The 15,885-nt window shown below is 74.8% G+C and carries 12 protein-coding genes and 2 pseudogenes; 8 read left to right on the top strand and 6 right to left on the bottom strand.

What is annotated here, in order from left to right; all coding sequences use genetic code 11:
- Window positions 1-11 precede the first annotated feature (11 nt).
- Together meaB and ACOBQU_RS33375 are read left to right on the top strand one after the other, a co-directional pair.
- A complete protein-coding gene (meaB, locus tag ACOBQU_RS33380; RefSeq protein WP_423632359.1) occupies window positions 12-1,160 on the top strand; it encodes a methylmalonyl Co-A mutase-associated GTPase MeaB in 1,149 nt (382 codons plus the stop codon).
- A pseudogene (locus ACOBQU_RS33375) lies at window positions 1,150-2,213 on the top strand (enoyl-CoA hydratase/isomerase family protein). The gene meaB and the pseudogene ACOBQU_RS33375 overlap by 11 nt, the downstream one beginning before the upstream one ends.
- A 34-nt stretch (window positions 2,214-2,247) precedes the next feature.
- On the opposite strand, the gene ACOBQU_RS33370 reads toward ACOBQU_RS33375, so the two are convergent.
- Genes ACOBQU_RS33370 through ACOBQU_RS33360 form a run of 3 tightly spaced genes read right to left on the bottom strand, consistent with a single transcriptional unit; the run spans window position 2,248 to window position 4,408 of the window.
- Window positions 2,248-2,688, bottom strand: coding sequence for a hypothetical protein (locus ACOBQU_RS33370; RefSeq protein WP_423632357.1), 441 nt, complete (start codon window positions 2,686-2,688; stop codon window positions 2,248-2,250).
- A gap of 41 nt (window positions 2,689-2,729) precedes the next feature.
- Window positions 2,730-3,467 carry an ABC transporter permease gene (locus tag ACOBQU_RS33365; RefSeq protein WP_423632355.1) on the bottom strand — a complete coding sequence of 246 codons (738 nt, stop codon included), beginning with the start codon at window positions 3,465-3,467 and terminating at the stop codon, window positions 2,730-2,732.
- Window positions 3,468-3,469: 2 nt separating this feature from the next.
- Complete coding sequence (locus ACOBQU_RS33360) at window positions 3,470-4,408, bottom strand: ABC transporter ATP-binding protein (RefSeq protein ID WP_423632353.1); 939 nt, start codon at window positions 4,406-4,408, stop codon at window positions 3,470-3,472.
- 224 nt (window positions 4,409-4,632) lie between these two features.
- Here ACOBQU_RS33360 and ACOBQU_RS33355 point away from each other — a divergent pair, with 224 nt between their 5' ends.
- From ACOBQU_RS33355 to ACOBQU_RS33345, 3 genes are all read left to right on the top strand, one after another.
- A complete protein-coding gene (locus ACOBQU_RS33355) occupies window positions 4,633-5,877 on the top strand; it encodes a sensor histidine kinase (RefSeq protein WP_423632351.1) in 1,245 nt (414 codons plus the stop codon).
- 34 nt (window positions 5,878-5,911) lie between these two features.
- Window positions 5,912-6,580 (top strand): response regulator transcription factor, encoded by a 669-nt coding sequence (locus ACOBQU_RS33350; RefSeq protein WP_423632349.1) that lies wholly within the window; start codon window positions 5,912-5,914, stop codon window positions 6,578-6,580.
- Window positions 6,581-6,776: 196 nt separating this feature from the next.
- Window positions 6,777-7,934: an ROK family transcriptional regulator gene (locus ACOBQU_RS33345; protein ID WP_423634883.1), complete on the top strand. Its 1,158-nt coding sequence runs from the start codon at window positions 6,777-6,779 to the stop codon at window positions 7,932-7,934.
- 759 nt (window positions 7,935-8,693) lie between these two features.
- Here ACOBQU_RS33345 and ACOBQU_RS33340 read toward each other — a convergent pair.
- Both ACOBQU_RS33340 and ACOBQU_RS33335 read right to left on the bottom strand, forming a co-directional pair.
- Complete coding sequence (locus tag ACOBQU_RS33340) at window positions 8,694-9,455, bottom strand: GntR family transcriptional regulator (RefSeq protein WP_423632347.1); 762 nt, start codon at window positions 9,453-9,455, stop codon at window positions 8,694-8,696.
- Window positions 9,456-9,745: 290 nt separating this feature from the next.
- Window positions 9,746-10,636, bottom strand: a complete 891-nt coding sequence (locus tag ACOBQU_RS33335) for an RNA polymerase sigma-70 factor (protein WP_423632345.1) — start codon at window positions 10,634-10,636, stop codon at window positions 9,746-9,748.
- A gap of 181 nt (window positions 10,637-10,817) precedes the next feature.
- Between ACOBQU_RS33335 and ACOBQU_RS33330 the strand changes: the two are divergent.
- Window positions 10,818-11,656, top strand: a pseudogene (locus tag ACOBQU_RS33330) (alpha/beta fold hydrolase).
- A 32-nt stretch (window positions 11,657-11,688) separates the two neighbouring features.
- Here ACOBQU_RS33330 and ACOBQU_RS33325 read toward each other — a convergent pair.
- Window positions 11,689-12,099 carry a VOC family protein gene (locus ACOBQU_RS33325; RefSeq protein ID WP_423632343.1) on the bottom strand — a complete coding sequence of 137 codons (411 nt, stop codon included), beginning with the start codon at window positions 12,097-12,099 and terminating at the stop codon, window positions 11,689-11,691.
- A gap of 471 nt (window positions 12,100-12,570) precedes the next feature.
- Here ACOBQU_RS33325 and ACOBQU_RS33320 point away from each other — a divergent pair, with 471 nt between their 5' ends.
- Window positions 12,571-14,193: an alkaline phosphatase D family protein gene (locus tag ACOBQU_RS33320; RefSeq protein WP_423632341.1), complete on the top strand. Its 1,623-nt coding sequence runs from the start codon at window positions 12,571-12,573 to the stop codon at window positions 14,191-14,193.
- Window positions 14,194-14,356: 163 nt separating this feature from the next.
- Entirely contained in the window at window positions 14,357-15,841 is a 1,485-nt protein-coding gene (locus tag ACOBQU_RS33315; protein WP_423632339.1) for a GNAT family N-acetyltransferase, read from the top strand.
- The last annotated feature ends 44 nt before the right edge of the window (window positions 15,842-15,885 follow it).

Raw genomic sequence — 15,885 nt, 5'->3', positions numbered from 1 at the left:
CCGCTGAACCGATGGCACGGAGGATCGATCCCGACACGTATGTGAAGGGTGTGCTCGACGGGAAGCGCGCGCACATCGCGCGCGCCATCACGCTCGTGGAGTCCACCAAGGCGGAACACCGCGCGCTCGCCCAGCAGTTGCTGACCCAGCTGTTGCCGCACTCGGGCCGGGCCCGGCGCATCGGCATCAGCGGGGTGCCGGGCGTCGGCAAGTCGACGTTCATCGACGCGCTCGGCACGATGCTGACCTCGCTCGGCCACCGGGTCGCGGTGCTCGCCGTCGACCCGTCGTCCTCGCGCACGGGCGGCTCCATCCTGGGCGACAAGACCCGCATGGAGCGCCTGTCGGTGGACCCGATGGCGTTCGTGCGGCCCTCGCCCACGGCGGGCACCCTCGGCGGCGTCGCCAAGGCGACGCGCGAGTCCATCGTGGTGATGGAGGCCGCGGGCTACGACGTGGTCCTGGTGGAGACCGTCGGCGTGGGCCAGTCGGAGACGGCCGTGGCGAACATGGTCGACACGTTCCTGCTGCTCACCCTCGCCCGCACCGGCGACCAGCTCCAGGGCATCAAGAAGGGCGTCCTGGAGCTGGCCGACGTGATCGCGGTCAACAAGGCGGACGGCCCGCACGAGCGGGACGCCCGCTCGGCGGCCCGCGAACTGGCGGGCGCGCTGCGCCTGATGAGAGGCAAGGACGCCTTCTGGACGCCGCCGGTGCTCAGTTGCAGCGCCCGCGAGGGCACCGGACTCGACACCCTGTGGGAGCGTCTGGAGCAGCACCGCACGCTGCTCGACTCCACGGGCCGCCTGGCCGAGAAGCGCCGCGACCAGCAGGTCGACTGGACGTGGACCATGGTCCGCGACGAACTCCTGGGGCGACTGCACGCCGACCCCGAGGTGCGGCGGCTGGCGCCGGACCTGGAGCGGCGGGTGCGGGAGGGCACGGTGACGGCGACGACGGCGGCCGAGCGGATCCTGGCGGCGTTCCGCTTCGACGGCGCCGCGACGGCCGGGCCCCCACCAGCGTCCTCCGCGCCCGCGCCTGCTGACACCCCCTTGGACGGCACCGCGACGGACAGCACCGCAACGCACGGCACCGCAGCGGATCGCACGCCGCCGGACGACACCCCACCGAAGGACGGAACCCCCAGTGAGCCCTGACGCCCCTCCGGTCCTGGTCCGCACCGAAGGGCGCGCGGGCCGCATCGTGCTGAACCGGCCCCACGCCCTGAACGCCCTCGACCACCCCATGGTCCGCCTCGTCGACGAGGCGCTGACCGCCTGGGCGCACGACGACGCGGTGGCGGCGGTCGTGGTGACCGGTGCCGGGGAGCGCGGACTGTGCGCGGGCGGCGACATCCGGGCCGTACGCGAGGACATCCTCGCGGGCGGCGGCGCGGCCTCGGCGGCGTTCTGGCACGACGAGTACGTCCTGAACTCCCGGATCGCGCGCTATCCGAAGCCGTACGTCGCCGTCATGGACGGCTATGTCATGGGCGGCGGCGTCGGCGTCTCGGCGCACGGCTCCACCCGGATCGTCACCGAGCGGTCGCGGGTGGCGATGCCGGAGACCATCATCGGCTTCGTGCCGGACGTCGGCGGCGGCTATCTGCTGTCGCGGGCGCCGGGCGAACTCGGTACGCATCTGGCGCTCACGGGCGCCTCCGCGGGGGCCGCGGACGCGCTGCTGTGCGGGCTGGCCGACCACTTCGTGCCGTCGGAGCGCCTTGAGGCGTTCACGGCGGCGCTCGCCGAGCGGGACGTGGCAGAGGTGGTGGCCGAGTTCGCCGAGCCCGCGCCCGCGGGGAACTCGCCGGGCACCGGGCGTGGATCGACGCCTGCTACGCCGCCGGGTCGGTGGAGGAGATCGTCGACCGCCTCCAGTCCTGCGGGGAGCGGGCCGCCAAGGAGGCCGCGGACACGCTGCTGACCCGCTCGCCCACGGCCCTGAAGGTCACCCTCGCCGCGATCCGCCGGACCCGGGAGCTGGGCTCCCTCGACGAGGCGCTGCGCCAGGACTACCGCACCTCGTGCGCCTGCCTGACCTCGCCGGACTTCCCCGAGGGCGTCCGCGCCCAGGTCGTGGACAAGGACCGCGCGCCCCGCTGGTCCCCGGCGCGGCTCGCCGACGTGTCGGACGCGGACGTCGCCCGGTTCTTCGAGCCGTCCCCGTACGGCGACCTGGCGCTTCCGGACGCGCCGGACGGCGCCTGAGGCGCCGGGGCGGGCGGGGCTTCGCGGACACGGCCTAGGGCGGGTCCACCTCCGTCACCACGGCGACGAGCCCCACCCCGCGCCGCTCGCTCCGGCGCGCGACGCCGAGGGCTATCCAGCGCCCGTCGGCCCGCCACAGGTGCACGTCCGGGACGGTCTCGCTGACCGACGCCCAGGGCTCGGGCAGGTCTTCCTCCCCGGCCAGGGCGCGCACCAGGACGCTGGTGAGGGCGAACACCTGCGGCTCGCCCCAGCGGTCGCTCAGCAGCACCGCGAGGGCGTCCCGCTCGGCCTCGTACTGAAGCTCCGCGTCGTCGTGGGCCGCGGGGTCGGCGTCCGCGTCCGGGACGTACGCCCCTAACTCCGCCAGGTGGAAGCCGGGTCCGGCGCTGCCGGTGTCCGATCCGCCGTGCGCCCGGGGGAAGTCCCGGGCGCACAGCAGGTCGATCACGGCGAGGTGGTCTGCGCTGCTCATACGGCCAAGTAAAGCGCCCGCCACTGACAACTGGCGTCCCGTCAGGCGTCCCGGCGGCGCACCGCCCACCATCCCGCGGCGAGCGCGGCCGCCGCCCACGCGGCCGTCACCGCGAGTCCCGCCCAGGGGCCGAGCGTGCCGTCGGGGCTCTCGTGCAGCACCTGCTGGCCCGCCTTGTCGGGCAGGAACTGGGCGGCGCCGCCCGCCACGTCCCCGACGACGAAGGACACGATCAGGACGAACGGGATGAGCACGCTGAGCACGGCGACACCGCTGCGCAGCACCGCGGTCAGGCCCGCCGCGAGCAGCGCCATCAGGGCCAGGTAGACGCCCCCGCCGACGCAGGCGCGCACGGCCCCGGGGTGGCCGAGGCCGATCGCGTACTCCCCCAGGAAGGCCTGGCTCGCGAGGAACGTGCCGAAGCAGGTGAGCAGCCCGACGGCGAGGGCGGCGGCGCCGAGCACCGCGACCTTCGCTCCGTAGAACAGGCCGCGCCTCGGTACGGCCGCCAGGGAGATCCGCAGCGCCCCGTTGACGTACTCGGAGCTGACGGCGGTCGTGCCGAAGGCGATGGCGGCGATCTGGCCGAAGTTGAGGGCGTAGAAGGCGCCGAAGACGGGCTCGGCGTCGGCGTTGTCGGCCTCGGCGCGGCCGACGGTGGCGAACACCAGGACGGTGATGGCGAGGGTCGCGGCGAACACGGCGATCAGCGAACCGAGGCTCCCGCGCAACGACTTGATCTTGATCCACTCGGCGTGGAGCACGGCGCTCGTGGACATGGTCAGGCCTCCTGGGTGTGCGGAAGGGGCTGGGGCGCCGCGGCGAACTCCGCGTCCTCGGCGGTGAGCGCCAGGTAGGCCTGCTCCAGGGAGGCCTCCTCGTCGGCGAGTTCGAGCAGGGGGACACCCTCGCGGGCGGCGAGCGCGCCGATGTCCCCCGCGGTGGTCCCGTCGACCGTCCAGCGGCCGTCGTCGGCGGCGGCCAGCTCGTGGCCCCGGCGGGCGAGGGCGGCCCGCAGGCGGGCCGGGTCGGTGGTGCGCAGGCGGACGCGCGGGGAGCTGTGCGCGGTGATGAAGTCCCGCATCGGAGTGTCCGCGAGGAGCCTGCCGCGGCCGAGGACGACCAGGTGATCGGCGAACGTGGCGGTCTCGTTCATGAGGTGGCTCGACACGAGCACGGTGCGGCCCTCCCGGGCCAGGCCCCGCATCAGCTCGCGGATCCAGATGATGCCCTCGGGGTCGAGGCCGTTGGAGGGCTCGTCCAGGAGCACCACGGCCGGGTCGCCGAGCAGCGCCGCCGCGATGCCGAGGCGCTGCCGCATGCCCAGCGAGAACGTCTTGATCCGCTTGTCCGCGACCGCGGTGAGCCCGGCCTCCTCGAGGACCTCGTCGACGCGGCGCCTCGGGAGCCGGTTGCCGACGGCGAGCGCCAGGAGGTGGTTGCGGGCCGTGCGGGACCCGTGGGCGGCCTGCGCGTCGAGCAGCGCGCCGACCTGGCGCAGCGGTTCGTCGTACGACGCGTAGGGGCGGCCGCCGACGGTGGCGGTGCCGGAGGTGGGCCGGTCGAGGCCGAGCACCAGGCGCATCGTGGTGGACTTCCCCGCGCCGTTGGGCCCGAGGAAGCCGGTGACGCGGCCGGGGCCGACGTGGAACGTCAGGTCGTCGACCGCGCGCCTGGTGCCGTACTCCTTGGTGAGCTGCTGGACGTCGATGCTGGTCATGGGGCAAGCCTCGCGGCACGGGCGGGGGCGGGGCCTCCCCGCCCGTGGAGATCGTCTCCCCCGCACGGGGGAGCCGGGCGGCGCGCGGGGGCTGGCACGATGACGGAATGCCCCTCCCGTTCCGGCCCCTCCCGATCCGGCCCCTCCCGATCCGACCTCTGCCGTTCCGGACCCTCCCGTTCCGGCCCTTCTCGCGCGGCCCGCTGCGCCCGGTCACCCGCGCGGTGACGTACACCCGTTGGCTGCATCTGCTCCTGGGCGGGGCGCCGGGGCTCCTCTGCGCGATGATCGTCGGGGTGAACGGCACGGTCGCCGACTGGGTCGCGGGGTTCTTCGTGCTGCCCGTACCCCTGGTGTTCGCGGTGGGGCTGGTGCCCGCGATGCGGCGGGCGGAGGGGCTGCAGGCGCGGCTCATGCTGTTCCCGGGCGCCCACGCGCGGGGCGTGGCCGAGGGGGCGGACAGTGAGGGCGGCGAGGGTGATGACCTGGGGCACGGCGGTCGGGGCCTCGCGGTGCAGTCCGGTGTCTCCGTAGCACCGTCGGCCTCCTGGAGCGACCGGGTGCGCACCGCGCTGTGGCTGGTGCTGCGCCTGGAGGCGGGCTGCGCCGTGGGGTTCGCGACGACGTGGCTGATCGGCCAGTGCCTGGCGTCGATCGGGGCGGCGGCACAGGTCACTACGGAGGACCCGGCCCTGTACTGGCCCGGTCTCGCCGACGGCCCCTGGTGGACGGACGTCCCGCTGGTCTTCGTACCGCTGGTGCTGCTCCTGGTGGTCGCGGTGGTCGCCGGGCAGTTCACGGCGGCCGCCGCGCGCCGCCTGCTCGGCCCCTCCCCGGCGCAGCGGCTCGCCGCCCTGGAGGAGCGCACCGAGCTGCTGCTTGAGCGCAATCGCATCGCCCGCGAGCTGCACGACTCCATCGGGCACGCGCTGACCGTCGCCGTGGTGCAGGCGGGCGCCGCGCGGGCCGCCGCGGACCGGGAGTTCACCGACCGCGCCCTGGAGGCCATCGAGGAGACCGGCAGGGACGCCCTGGAGGACCTGGAGCGGGTGCTGCGGGTGCTGCGGGAGGGCGGCGGGCCCGCCCGCGCGCGGCCCACCCTGGCCGACGCCAAGCGGCTGCTCGACTCCGCGCGCGCCTCGGGAGCCACCGTCGACGCCGAGGTGACGGGCCCGCTGGACGCCCTGCCGGGGCCGGTGTCCCGGGAGGGCTACCGGATCCTCCAGGAGGCCCTGACGAACGTGCTGCGGCACGCGGGTCCCGTCCCGGTGCGGGTGCGCGTCACGGCGTCCGGCGGCGAACTCACGCTGGACGTGCGCAACGCGCTGCCCGCGCGGGGCGCGGCGACCGGGCGCGGCGGCAGCGGCCTGCGCGGCATCCGGGAGCGGGCCGTGCTGCTCGGCGGGCGCGCCGAGACGGGCCCGCACGACGGCCAGTGGCGGGTGCGGGCCGAACTGCCCCTGCGCTGAACGCGGTCCGGCCGCCGTGACCTAGGCTGGCCGGATGCCCCTGACCGTGCTGCTCGTCGACGACGAGCCCCTCGTCCGCGCCGGTCTGCGCGCCGTCCTGGAGGCACAGCCCGACATCGAGGTCGTCGGCGAGGCGGCCGACGGCGCCGCCGTGATCCCCCTGGTGCGGCGACTGCGGCCCGACGTGGTCGCCATGGACGTCCGCATGCCGCTCCTGGACGGCATCGAGGCGACCCGCGCGGTGCTGCGCACGGTGCCGGAGCCCCCGAAGATCGTCGTGATCACGACGTTCGAGAACGACGAGTACGTGTACGAGGCGCTGCGCGCGGGCGCCGACGGGTTCCTGCTGAAGCGGGCCCGGCCCGCGGAGATCGTGCACGCGGTGCGGCTGGTGGCGGAGGGCGAGTCGCTGCTGTTCCCGGCCGCGGTACGGCGCCTCGCGGGCGCGCACGGCGAGCGGGGCTCCGAGGGCGCGCGGGCGGCGCGGGAGGCGTTCGCGCGGGCCGCGCTGACCGGGCGCGAGGAGGAGGTGCTGCGCCTGATGGCGCGGGGCCTGTCGAACGCGGAGATCGCCGAGCGGCTGGTGGTGGGCACCGAGACGGTGAAGTCGCACGTGAGCGCCGTCCTGGCGAAACTCGGCGCGCGGGACCGCACGCAGGCGGTCATCGCGGCATACGAGTCCGGGTTCGTGGCGCCGGGATGAACGGCGGGGCGCTCGGCGGGACGTGGAGTGGGATGCGCGGCAGGGTGCGGGGTGGGGTGCGCGGCGGGCTGCGAGCTGGGATGCGCGGCGGGCTGCGAGCTGGGGTGCGCGGCGGGCGCGGGCCCCGGCACTCGCACGGGTCGGCGGCTTCCGAGTACGATCCGCCCATCATGCGCATGGGATGGAAGGACGGACGTTGGGGCGGCTGACCGGCGGGGATCCTTCTCTGCTACGGCGGATCAACTCCGCGGTGGTGCTGCACGCGCTGCGCGCCACGGATTTCTCGACGCTCACGGAGGTCACCCGCGCGACGGGCCTGTCGCGCCCCACCGTGGAGGGCGTGGTCGAGGGCCTGATCGACGCGGGGCTCGTCGTGGAGACGGACGCGGACGACGGCACGACGCGACGCCAGGGGCGCCCCGCGCGGAAGTTCCGCTTCCGCGCGGAGGCGGGCCATCTGCTCGGCCTGGAGATCGGGCCGCACCGGGTGGCGGCCGTCCTGTCGGACCTGGACGGCAGGATCCTCGGTACGGCCGCGAAGGACGTCTCGGAGACGGCGTCCGCGGACGAGCGGCTCGACCGGCTGCGGGGCGCGGTGGCGGATCTGCTGCGGCGCGCCGGGGTGGCCCGGGGTTCGCTGCGCGCGGTGGGCGTGGGCAGCCCGGGCATCGTGGAGGCCGACGGCTCGGTGAAGCTGAGCACGGCGCTGCCCGGCTGGACGGGCCTGCCCCTCGGCGAGCGGCTGCGCCGGTCGTTCAAGTGCCCGGTGCTGGTGGAGAACGACGCCAATGTGGCGGCGGTCGCCGAGCACTGGAAGGGCGCGGCCATGGAGTCGGACGACGTCGTCTTCGTACTGGCCGGGCTGAGCCCCGGCGCGGGTTCCCTCATCGGGGGGCGGCTGCACCGGGGGTACGGCGGCGCGGCGGGCGAGATCGGCGCGCTGCACCTGCTGGGCCGGGAGGTCACTCCGGAGACGCTGCTGTCGACGACGGACGAGCCGCTGCACCCGCTCGACGAGCAGGCGGTGGCGGAGGTCTTCGCGCACGCCCGGAGCGGCGACGAGCGGGCCCGGGCGGCCGTGGACCGCTTCATCCGGCGCCTGGTGCACGACGTGGCGGCGCTGGTGCTGGCCCTCGACCCGGAGCTGGTCGTGGTGGGCGGCTGGGCGGCGGGTCTGGACGGTGTCCTGGAGCCGCTGCGCCAGGAGTTGGAGCGGTACTGCCTGCGGCCGCCGCGGGTGACGCTGTCGATGCTGGGCGAGGCGGCGGTCGCGACCGGGGCGTTGCGCCTGGCGCTCGACCATGTGGACGCGGAGCTGTTCGCCGTGGAGGGAACGGTCAGCGCGCGGCGGTAGGGCGCGTGGGGGGTGCCCGGCGGTGCGGGGTGCCCCCTTGCTGCCCTGCCCTCTTGTCGCGCTGCGCGCTCGTCCTCAAACGCCGGACGGGCTTGATCCGCTTCCGCCCGGTCCGCTTCTGCCGTGCTCCAGGCCGCGGCCCCATTCGCGCTGCGCGCTCGCCCTCAAACGCCGGGCAGGCTTGCTCCGCTTCCGTCCGCCTCGAACCACGGGCCCACACCGACAAACGCCGGACCAGCACGACTGTCCAGCGACCGCCTCAGACCGCGAGCCCCACCGCGCCACACGCGCGCCCACCAACACCGCACCGGCACGATCCACTACCGCCCGCCCCAGACCGCAAGCCCCATCGCCCTAGGCGCTCACCCGCAAACGCCGAGCAGGCCGGATCCACCTCCGCCCGCCTCGAACCACGGGCCCACACCGACAAACGCCGGACCAGCACGACTGTCCAGCGACCGCCTCAGACCGCGAGCCGCACCGCGCCACACGCGGGCCCACCAACACCGGACCGGCACAATCCACTACCGCCCGCCCCATCGCCCTAGGCGCTCGCCCGCAAACGCCGAGCAGGCCGGATCCGCCTCCGCCCGCTGTGAACCACCAGTCCGTACACCGTCAAACGCCGGACGAGCGCGACCTGCTACTGCCCCACCAGATCACGAACCCCACGCGCCACACGCCCGCCCACCAGCGCCAGGCAGGTTCGCGCCCGCTCCCTTGCGTCTCAGGGGGCGCTCGGGCTCCGCTCGCCGTCCGTCAGGACGCCTGGCGTTCCGGGCCGTGGTGGATTTCCAGGGCGCCCTCGTCGCCGAAGGTGAGGCGGCAGGTGTCCGCGCGGTAGGTGGACACCGAGAGCGCCGCCGTGCGGCCGTCGGCGAGGAAGCGGGTGGTGACGACGAGGACCGGGGCGCCCGGCAGGCGGTCCAGGGCGCGGGCGTCGTCCGCGCGGGCCGAGCCCAGCTCGACGGAGCGGTCCTGGCCGTCGAGGGCGAGGCGCCCCAGCTCGCGCAGGACGGCACGCGCGCGTGCGGGCCCGGCTGGGGCGTCGATGCCGGTGAGGTCGGGGACCGAGGACGCCGGAACGTACAGCAGCTCGGCGGCGACGGGCTGGCCGTGCGAGACGCGGGTGCGGCGCACCACGTGCACGGCCTCGTCCAGGGCGGTGTCCAGAGCGCGGGCCACGTCGGCGGGCGGGACGGCCAGCTCGCTGTCCGCGGGCTGCCAGGCGTCGCCCTCGGCGCCCGGCCAGGCGCCCTGCGCGGTGCCGACGTCCACGCCCATGCGCGGCGGGGCGACGGTCGTGCCGACGCCGCGGCGGCGCTGGAGGCGCCCTTCCAGTTCGAGCTGCTCCAAGGCCTGGCGGAGCGTCGCGCGGGCGACGCCGAACCGGGCGGCGAGCTCCCGCTCGTTGGGCAGGATCTCGCCCACGGAGAACTCGGAGTCCAGTGCTTCGCTCAGCACCGTCTTGAGGTGCCAGTACTTCGGCTCCGGCACCGATTCCAGCGTCGTGGTCCCCACCCTGTCCTCCGCAATCGCCCGTGCGCAGGCCGCTTTTCAGCGCCTTGTTTATTAAAGGTTCCTGCACTATCTCAGCGACGATAGAGCCGCGCTCACCCTTGGTCAATACCAATCCTGCGACCGTTACAGCGCGCAGTGAAGTGATGCCACAGAGCATTCATGCGGTGTTCGCGCGCGGTCGACACCCCTCGCGCCCGCATGACGCGTTTCGGTGGCCCGCGCGGCCGGGCACACAGCACCAGGCCCCCACCCACAGCGGGGGCGGGGGCCTGGTCACGGGCGTCGCGGCGCTAGTCGGCGAGACTCACGAGCTTGTCCGGATTCCGTACGACGTAGACGCGCTGGATCCGTCCGTCGGCGACGTCGAGCTGGACGACGGAGTCCGGCTTGCCGTCGACGAGGAGCAGCACGGAGGTCGCGCCGTTGACCTCCACGAAGCGTACGTCGTACGTCTCGGCGCCCGGCACGCCCTTCTTCGCCGCGCCCAGGAGGAAGCGGCCCACCTTGTCGGCGCTCTCCAGGACCCGCAGCGGCGCCCTGGCCTTGCCGCCGCTGTCGCCCACGAGCCGGACGTCCGGGGCGAGCAGGGACATCAGGCCCTCCAGGTCGCCGCCCGTCGCGGCGGCGAGGAACCGCTCGGTCAGGTCGCGCCGCTCGACGGGGTCGACCTCGTAGCGCGGCCTGCCCTCGTCGACGTGCTTGCGGGCGCGCCCGGCGAGCTGGCGCACCGCGGCCTCGCTGCGGTCCAGGGTCTGGGCGATCTCGGCGTACGGGAACCCGAAGGCCTCGCGCAGCACGAAGACGGCGCGCTCCAGCGGGGACAGGGACTCCAGGACGACGAGGACGGCGAGGGACACGGAGTCGGCGAGGACGGCCCGCTCTGCGGTGTCGGGGACGGTCGGGCCGAAGTCGGTCACGAAGGGCTCGGGCAGCCAGGGCCCGACGTACGCCTCGCGGCGCGACTGGACGTGGCGGAGCCGGTCGATGGCGAGGCGGGTGGTGACGCGCACCAAGTAGGCGCGGGCGTCGCGCACTTCCTCGCGGTCGGCCGCGGACCAGCGCAGCCACGCGTCCTGGACGACGTCCTCCGCGTCGGCCACGCGGCCGAGCATGCGGTAGGCGACGCCGACCAGGACGGGCCGGTGTTCTTCGAAGACGTCGGTCGCGGTGTCGGTAGCCACGTACCCATCCCAACCCGACGCGTGCCCCCGTGTCCAGCGTCGACGGCCCCGTCGGACCGGGATCACAGCGGCGGCGCCACGCGCCCCGGGGAACCGGCGCCGCCGTCCCTCTTGAACTCGCCCCTACTGAGCGGTAATTGTTGCTGACAAGACGTCTAAGTCAGGGAGTCGGGGAGCGGTCATGGTCGCAGAGGTGGCAGAGGTCTCGTTCAGCGTCGACGCGCCCCGCGGCCCGCGCACGGTGACCGTGGCCTACGAGCGTTCGGGCTCCGGCGCTCCCCTGCTCCTGCTGCACGGCATCGGGCACCACCGCCAGGCGTGGGACCCGGTGGTCGGCATCCTCGCCGCCGAGCGCGAGGTGATCGCCGTGGACCTGCCCGGCTTCGGCGCGTCGCCCGCGCTGCCGGACGGCCTCGCGTACGACCTGCCGACGGTGGTGCCCGTGCTCGGCGCCCTGTGCGCGGCCCTCGGCCTGGAGCGGCCGCACGTGGCGGGCAACTCCCTGGGCGGCCTGCTCGCCCTCGAACTCGGCCGCGAGAAGCTCGTGCGGTCCGTCACGGCCCTGTCCCCCGGGGGTTCTGGAACGAGGCGGAGCGGCGGTACGCGTTCGCCACGCTGCTCGCCATGCGGCAGGGCGCGGTGACGCTGCCGGTGCCGCTGATCGAGCGGCTGGCGCGGACCGCCGCGGGCCGCGCCGCCCTGACGGGCACCATCTACGCCCGCCCGTGGCGCCGTTCGCCGGACGCGGCGGTCGCCGAGACGCTCGCGCTGCGCCACGCGACCGGGTTCCGCGAGACGCTGGCCGCGGGGCGCGACGTGGTCTTCCGCGACGACGTGCCGGGGCTGCCGGTGACCATCGCCTGGGGCACCCGCGACCGGTTGCTGCTGCGCCGCCAGGGCGTCCGGGCGAAGCGGGCCATTCCCGAGGCCCGGCTGCTGCGGCTGCCCGGCTGCGGGCACGTGCCCATGAACGACGACCCGGCGCGGGTGGCGCGGGTCATCCTGGACACGAGCCGCTGACCCCTGGCGGGGCGTCACGGCCAGGGGCGGCGTCAGGAGTTGGACCAGGCGCGCGTGGAGAGCACCAGGCGGTAGCCGTCGGGGTCCGCGACGGTGACGCCCCACTCGTTCCAGTACGGGTTGGGCGACTGGACGCGCTCGCCGCCGTGCGCCTCAAGGCGCCCGACCACGTCGTCGGGTACCTCGCCGTCTACGTAGACGACGAGCAGGTCCTCCTCGGTGGGCCGCGGCTCCACGGGGGCGGCGGCCTCGTGGACGAGTTCCAGGTGCCAGGAGGCGTCCGGCCAGCCCACCATGAGCAGGGCGTGCTCTCCGGGGCCACCGCCCTCGTCCTTGCGGTAGATGACGCTCAGGCCGAGACCGTCGACCCAGAAGCGCTCCGCCGCGGCGAGGTCGCGGGAGGGACGGGCGATGCGGATGTGGCTCTGGCCGTTGAGGGGCACGGGGGTCTCCTTGGGTGTCTGCGCGTACGGGGTGTACGGGGTGTACGGGGTGTCCTACGTAGTGCTGGCGTGCGCCGCCGGGGGTGCGGGCACGCGCTGCCGGGGGCGGGCACGCCTTCCTGCCAGAGGTGCTGGCGCGCGCCTTGACCGTCGGCGGCCGTCGGCGGCCATCTGCGGCCATCGGCGTGCCCTTCCGAAGGCCGACGGCTGTCGGCGCGTCCCGGAAGTCCGGCACCGCCGTGCCGGTGCCGTCACCGTAGACTTCTGTTGATCTTGGTCACATCGGGCGCCGGTCCCCCGCGCGGGGCCGCGCGGCGTACGACCGGGGGACTAGGCCCCGCTGACGGATCGGCACGGTGGTTCCCCTGGGGCCATGGCCAGCTGTTCACTTGGCGTTCGTATGCGAGCCGTGACGCGGAAGTAGACGTTGCCCCGTACACCGAACCACCCGCCATCCCTGGAGGCGCCCCCATGTCCGACCGTCCGTCGAGCCCGTCCCCGGGCCGCCGCAGCGTGCTGCGCGGCTCACTCGCGGTACCCGCCGCCCTCGCCGTGCCCACCGCCCTCGGCGGGGCCCTGGGCGGCGCCGCCCCGGCCTTCGCCCGCTCCGGGCGGCCGAGTGCCCAGTGGGGCGTGCAGGCCGGTGACGTGAGCGCGCACTCGGGCCTGGTGTGGGTGCGCTCCGACCGGCCCGCCCGCATGATCGTCGAGACGTCCGCCACGGAGTCGTTCCGCAACGCCAAGCGCTGGCACGGCCCGCTGCTCGGCCCGCGCACCGACTTCACGGGGACGACCCGGCTGCGCGGCCTGCCCTCCGGAGAGCAGATCCACTACCGCGTGCTGCTCGCCGACCCCGACGACCCGCGGCGCACGGGCAAGCCCGTCACCGGCACGTTCCGCACGGTCTCCCACAGACGCAGGAAGGACGTGCGCTTCCTGTGGTCGGGGGACATCGCGGGCCAGGGCTGGGGCATCAACCCGGAGCTGGGCGGCTGGCGCGTGTACGAGGAGATGCGCCGCCGGAACCCCGACTTCTTCCTGTGCAGCGGCGACAACATCTACGCCGACGCCCCCATCCAGGCGTCCGTGACGCTGCCCGACGGGCGGGTGTGGAAGAACCTCACCACTCCGGAGAAGTCGAAGGTCGCCGAGACGCTCGCCGAGTACCGCGGCAACTTCCGCTACAACCTCCTCGACGAGAACGTCCGCCGCTTCAACGCGCAGGTGCCCTCCATCGTCCAGTGGGACGACCACGAGGTGCGCAACAACTGGTACCCGGGGCAGATCCTCGACGACGCGCGCTACACGGAGAAGGACGTCGACGTGCTCGCCGCCCGCTCGCTGCGGGCGTTCAGCGAGTACTACCCGATCTCCACGCTGTCCGGGCAGCGGCCCGGCGACCGCGACGGCCGGGTGTACCGCGTGCTGCGGCACGGCCCGCTGCTCGACGTCTTCGTGCTCGACATGCGCACGTACCGCAACGCCAACTCGCCGAACCGGCAGCCCGACGACACCGTCGGCATCCTCGGCGCCGAGCAGCTCGCCTGGCTGAAGCGGGAGCTGTCGCGCTCGCGGGCCGTGTGGAAGGTGATCGCGTCCGACCTGCCGCTCGGCCTGGTCGTGGCGGACGGCAGCAAGAACTTCGAGGCCGTCGCGCAGGGCGACCCGGGCGCGCCGCTCGGCCGCGAGCTCCAGATCGCCGAGCTGCTCCGGCACATCAAGCACCGCAGGATCACCGGCACGGTGTGGCTGACGGCCGACGTGCACTACACCTCGGCGCAGCACTACGACCCGTCGCGCGCCGCCTTCAAGGACTTCGCGCCGTTCTGGGAGTTCGTCTCCGGACCGCTCGCGGCGGGCGGTTTCCCGGCCGTGAAACTCGATGGAACCTTCGGTCCGGACCAGACGTTCGTCAAAGCGCCGGACCGGCCCAACACGTCGCCGGCGGAGACACCGCCCTACTACGGAGAGGTGGACATCGACGGCGACAGCGGCGAGATGACGGTGCGGCTGCGGCAGCAGGGCGGAGACGTGCTCTTCACCAAGGTGCTCCAGCCGGGCCGTGTGGGCCAGTCGAGCCGCGCCGGACGCTGATGGCGCGCCCGCCGTACGAACACGGCGGGCGCGCGGGCCGGTCACGGCCGACGGGGGACATCGACGGACATGGACATAGAGAATGAAACCGACAGAACCGCTCTTAACTCATCAGTCACAGGCCGTTCGTGATCACGCAACACCCTTCGGCCACAGTGGCCGCATGAGGGACACACCGAGCGACACACCCGAGGCCGCGCACGGGACGCAGGGACGGCCGGTGCGCCACTGGCGCCGTGCCGCGGTCGATCTGGCCGCCCTGTGCGTGGCCGTGGCCGTCGCGGAGGCCCTGGCGGCCCTGGTGGGTCACGGCCTGTCCAGAGCCGGGGCGCTCGTGGCGGCGGCCGTGGCGCTGCTCGCCACCGCCGCGTTCCACCGGGCGCGGTCCCGCCGCCCCGCGCAGGCGGGGCCGAGCGACGCGCCCCGCGACGCCCAGAAGGCGCGGGGCACCGCCCGGCCGCCCGCGGCCGGAGCGCACGCCGCGCGGGCCGCGCAGGCCCAAGGGGCTCAGGCGCGCACCGCGCGGACCCCCGCGGACGAGTCGGCGCCCGCGGAGGCGACGGCCCTGTGGCGCATGCGGACGACCGTGCGGGACGAGCCCGGCTCGCTCGCCGCCCTGTGCGCGGCGCTCGCGCACCGAAGCGTCGACATCCTCAGCCTCCAGACGCACCCCCTGGGGCAGGGCACGGTCGACGAGTTCCTGCTGCGCGCCCCCGCGGCGCTGCCCGCCGCGGACCTCGCGGACGCGGTGACCCGCGCGGGCGGCACCGACACGTGGATCGAGCGCGCTGACGCCCACGACCTGGTGGACGCGCCCACCCGCGTCCTGAGCCTCGCCACGCGCACGGCCCTGGACGCGGCCGAACTGCCGCTCGCGCTGCGGCAGTTGCTCGGCCGCTGCACGATCCGGTCCCTGCCGTCGGCACCGGCGGGCCAGGGACACCAGGCGGATGAGACGGCGCCCGTGGAGGGCGCCCTGGACGGGACCGTGCTGCGGCTGCGGGCCCCCGAAGGCGGAGTGATCACGGTCGAGCGCCCCCATCTCCCGTTCACGCCCACCGAGTTCGCCCGCGCGCGGGCCCTGGTGGAGCTGGACGCCCGGCTCGGCCCGCGGGTGCCGCGCGGCGCGGACGTCCTGACCCTCACCGAGGGCCCCGCCATCACGGTGAGCCGCGCCGACGCCTCCGACCTCGACGCCGCCAAGGCCATGCACGACCGCTGCTCCAAGCACACCCTGGGGATGCGGTACCACGGCCCGGTGCGGGACGCCGACCGCTACCTCAACCACCTGCTGAGCCCCCGCTTCGGCCGCACCCTCGCCGCGCGGACGGCCTCCGGCCTCATCGTGGGCCTCGGCCACCTGCTCTGGGACGGCGACGAGACGGAGGTCGCACTGCTCGTCGAGGACGACTGGCAGCGCCGCGGCATCGGCGGCGAGCTGCTCGGCCGCCTGGTGGCGATGGCGGCCGAGGCGGGCTGCGCCCATGTGTACGCGGTCACGCAGTCGTCGAACACGGGCATGGTCGCGGCGATGCGCCGCCTCGGCCTGCCCCTCGACTTCCAGGTCGAGGAGGGGACACTGGTCATCACGGCCCGCCTGGACGCGACGCCGGTGAGCCCGTCGCTGCCGTACGACCACCGCGCCTAGGGCGCGGCTGCCACCGGGCACGCTTTCCGCCGGGCGCACAGGAC

Source organism: Streptomyces sp. G45, from assembly GCF_049542095.1.
Classification (GTDB): domain Bacteria; phylum Actinomycetota; class Actinomycetes; order Streptomycetales; family Streptomycetaceae; genus Streptomyces.
This window is presented reverse-complemented; position numbering and strand designations above follow the sequence as displayed.

Excerpts from the sequence above, each read along its gene's own strand:
- meaB (WP_423632359.1), top strand. The coding sequence starts at position 12 with ATGGCACGGAGGATCGATCCCGACACGTATGTGAAGGGTGTGCTCGAC.
- ACOBQU_RS33370 (WP_423632357.1), bottom strand. The coding sequence starts at position 2,688 with ATGAGCAGCGCAGACCACCTCGCCGTGATCGACCTGCTGTGCGCCCGG.
- ACOBQU_RS33365 (WP_423632355.1), bottom strand. The coding sequence starts at position 3,467 with ATGTCCACGAGCGCCGTGCTCCACGCCGAGTGGATCAAGATCAAGTCG.
- ACOBQU_RS33360 (WP_423632353.1), bottom strand. The coding sequence starts at position 4,408 with ATGACCAGCATCGACGTCCAGCAGCTCACCAAGGAGTACGGCACCAGG.
- ACOBQU_RS33350 (WP_423632349.1), top strand. The coding sequence starts at position 5,912 with ATGCCCCTGACCGTGCTGCTCGTCGACGACGAGCCCCTCGTCCGCGCC.
- ACOBQU_RS33320 (WP_423632341.1), top strand. The coding sequence starts at position 12,571 with ATGTCCGACCGTCCGTCGAGCCCGTCCCCGGGCCGCCGCAGCGTGCTG.
- ACOBQU_RS33315 (WP_423632339.1), top strand. The coding sequence starts at position 14,357 with ATGAGGGACACACCGAGCGACACACCCGAGGCCGCGCACGGGACGCAG.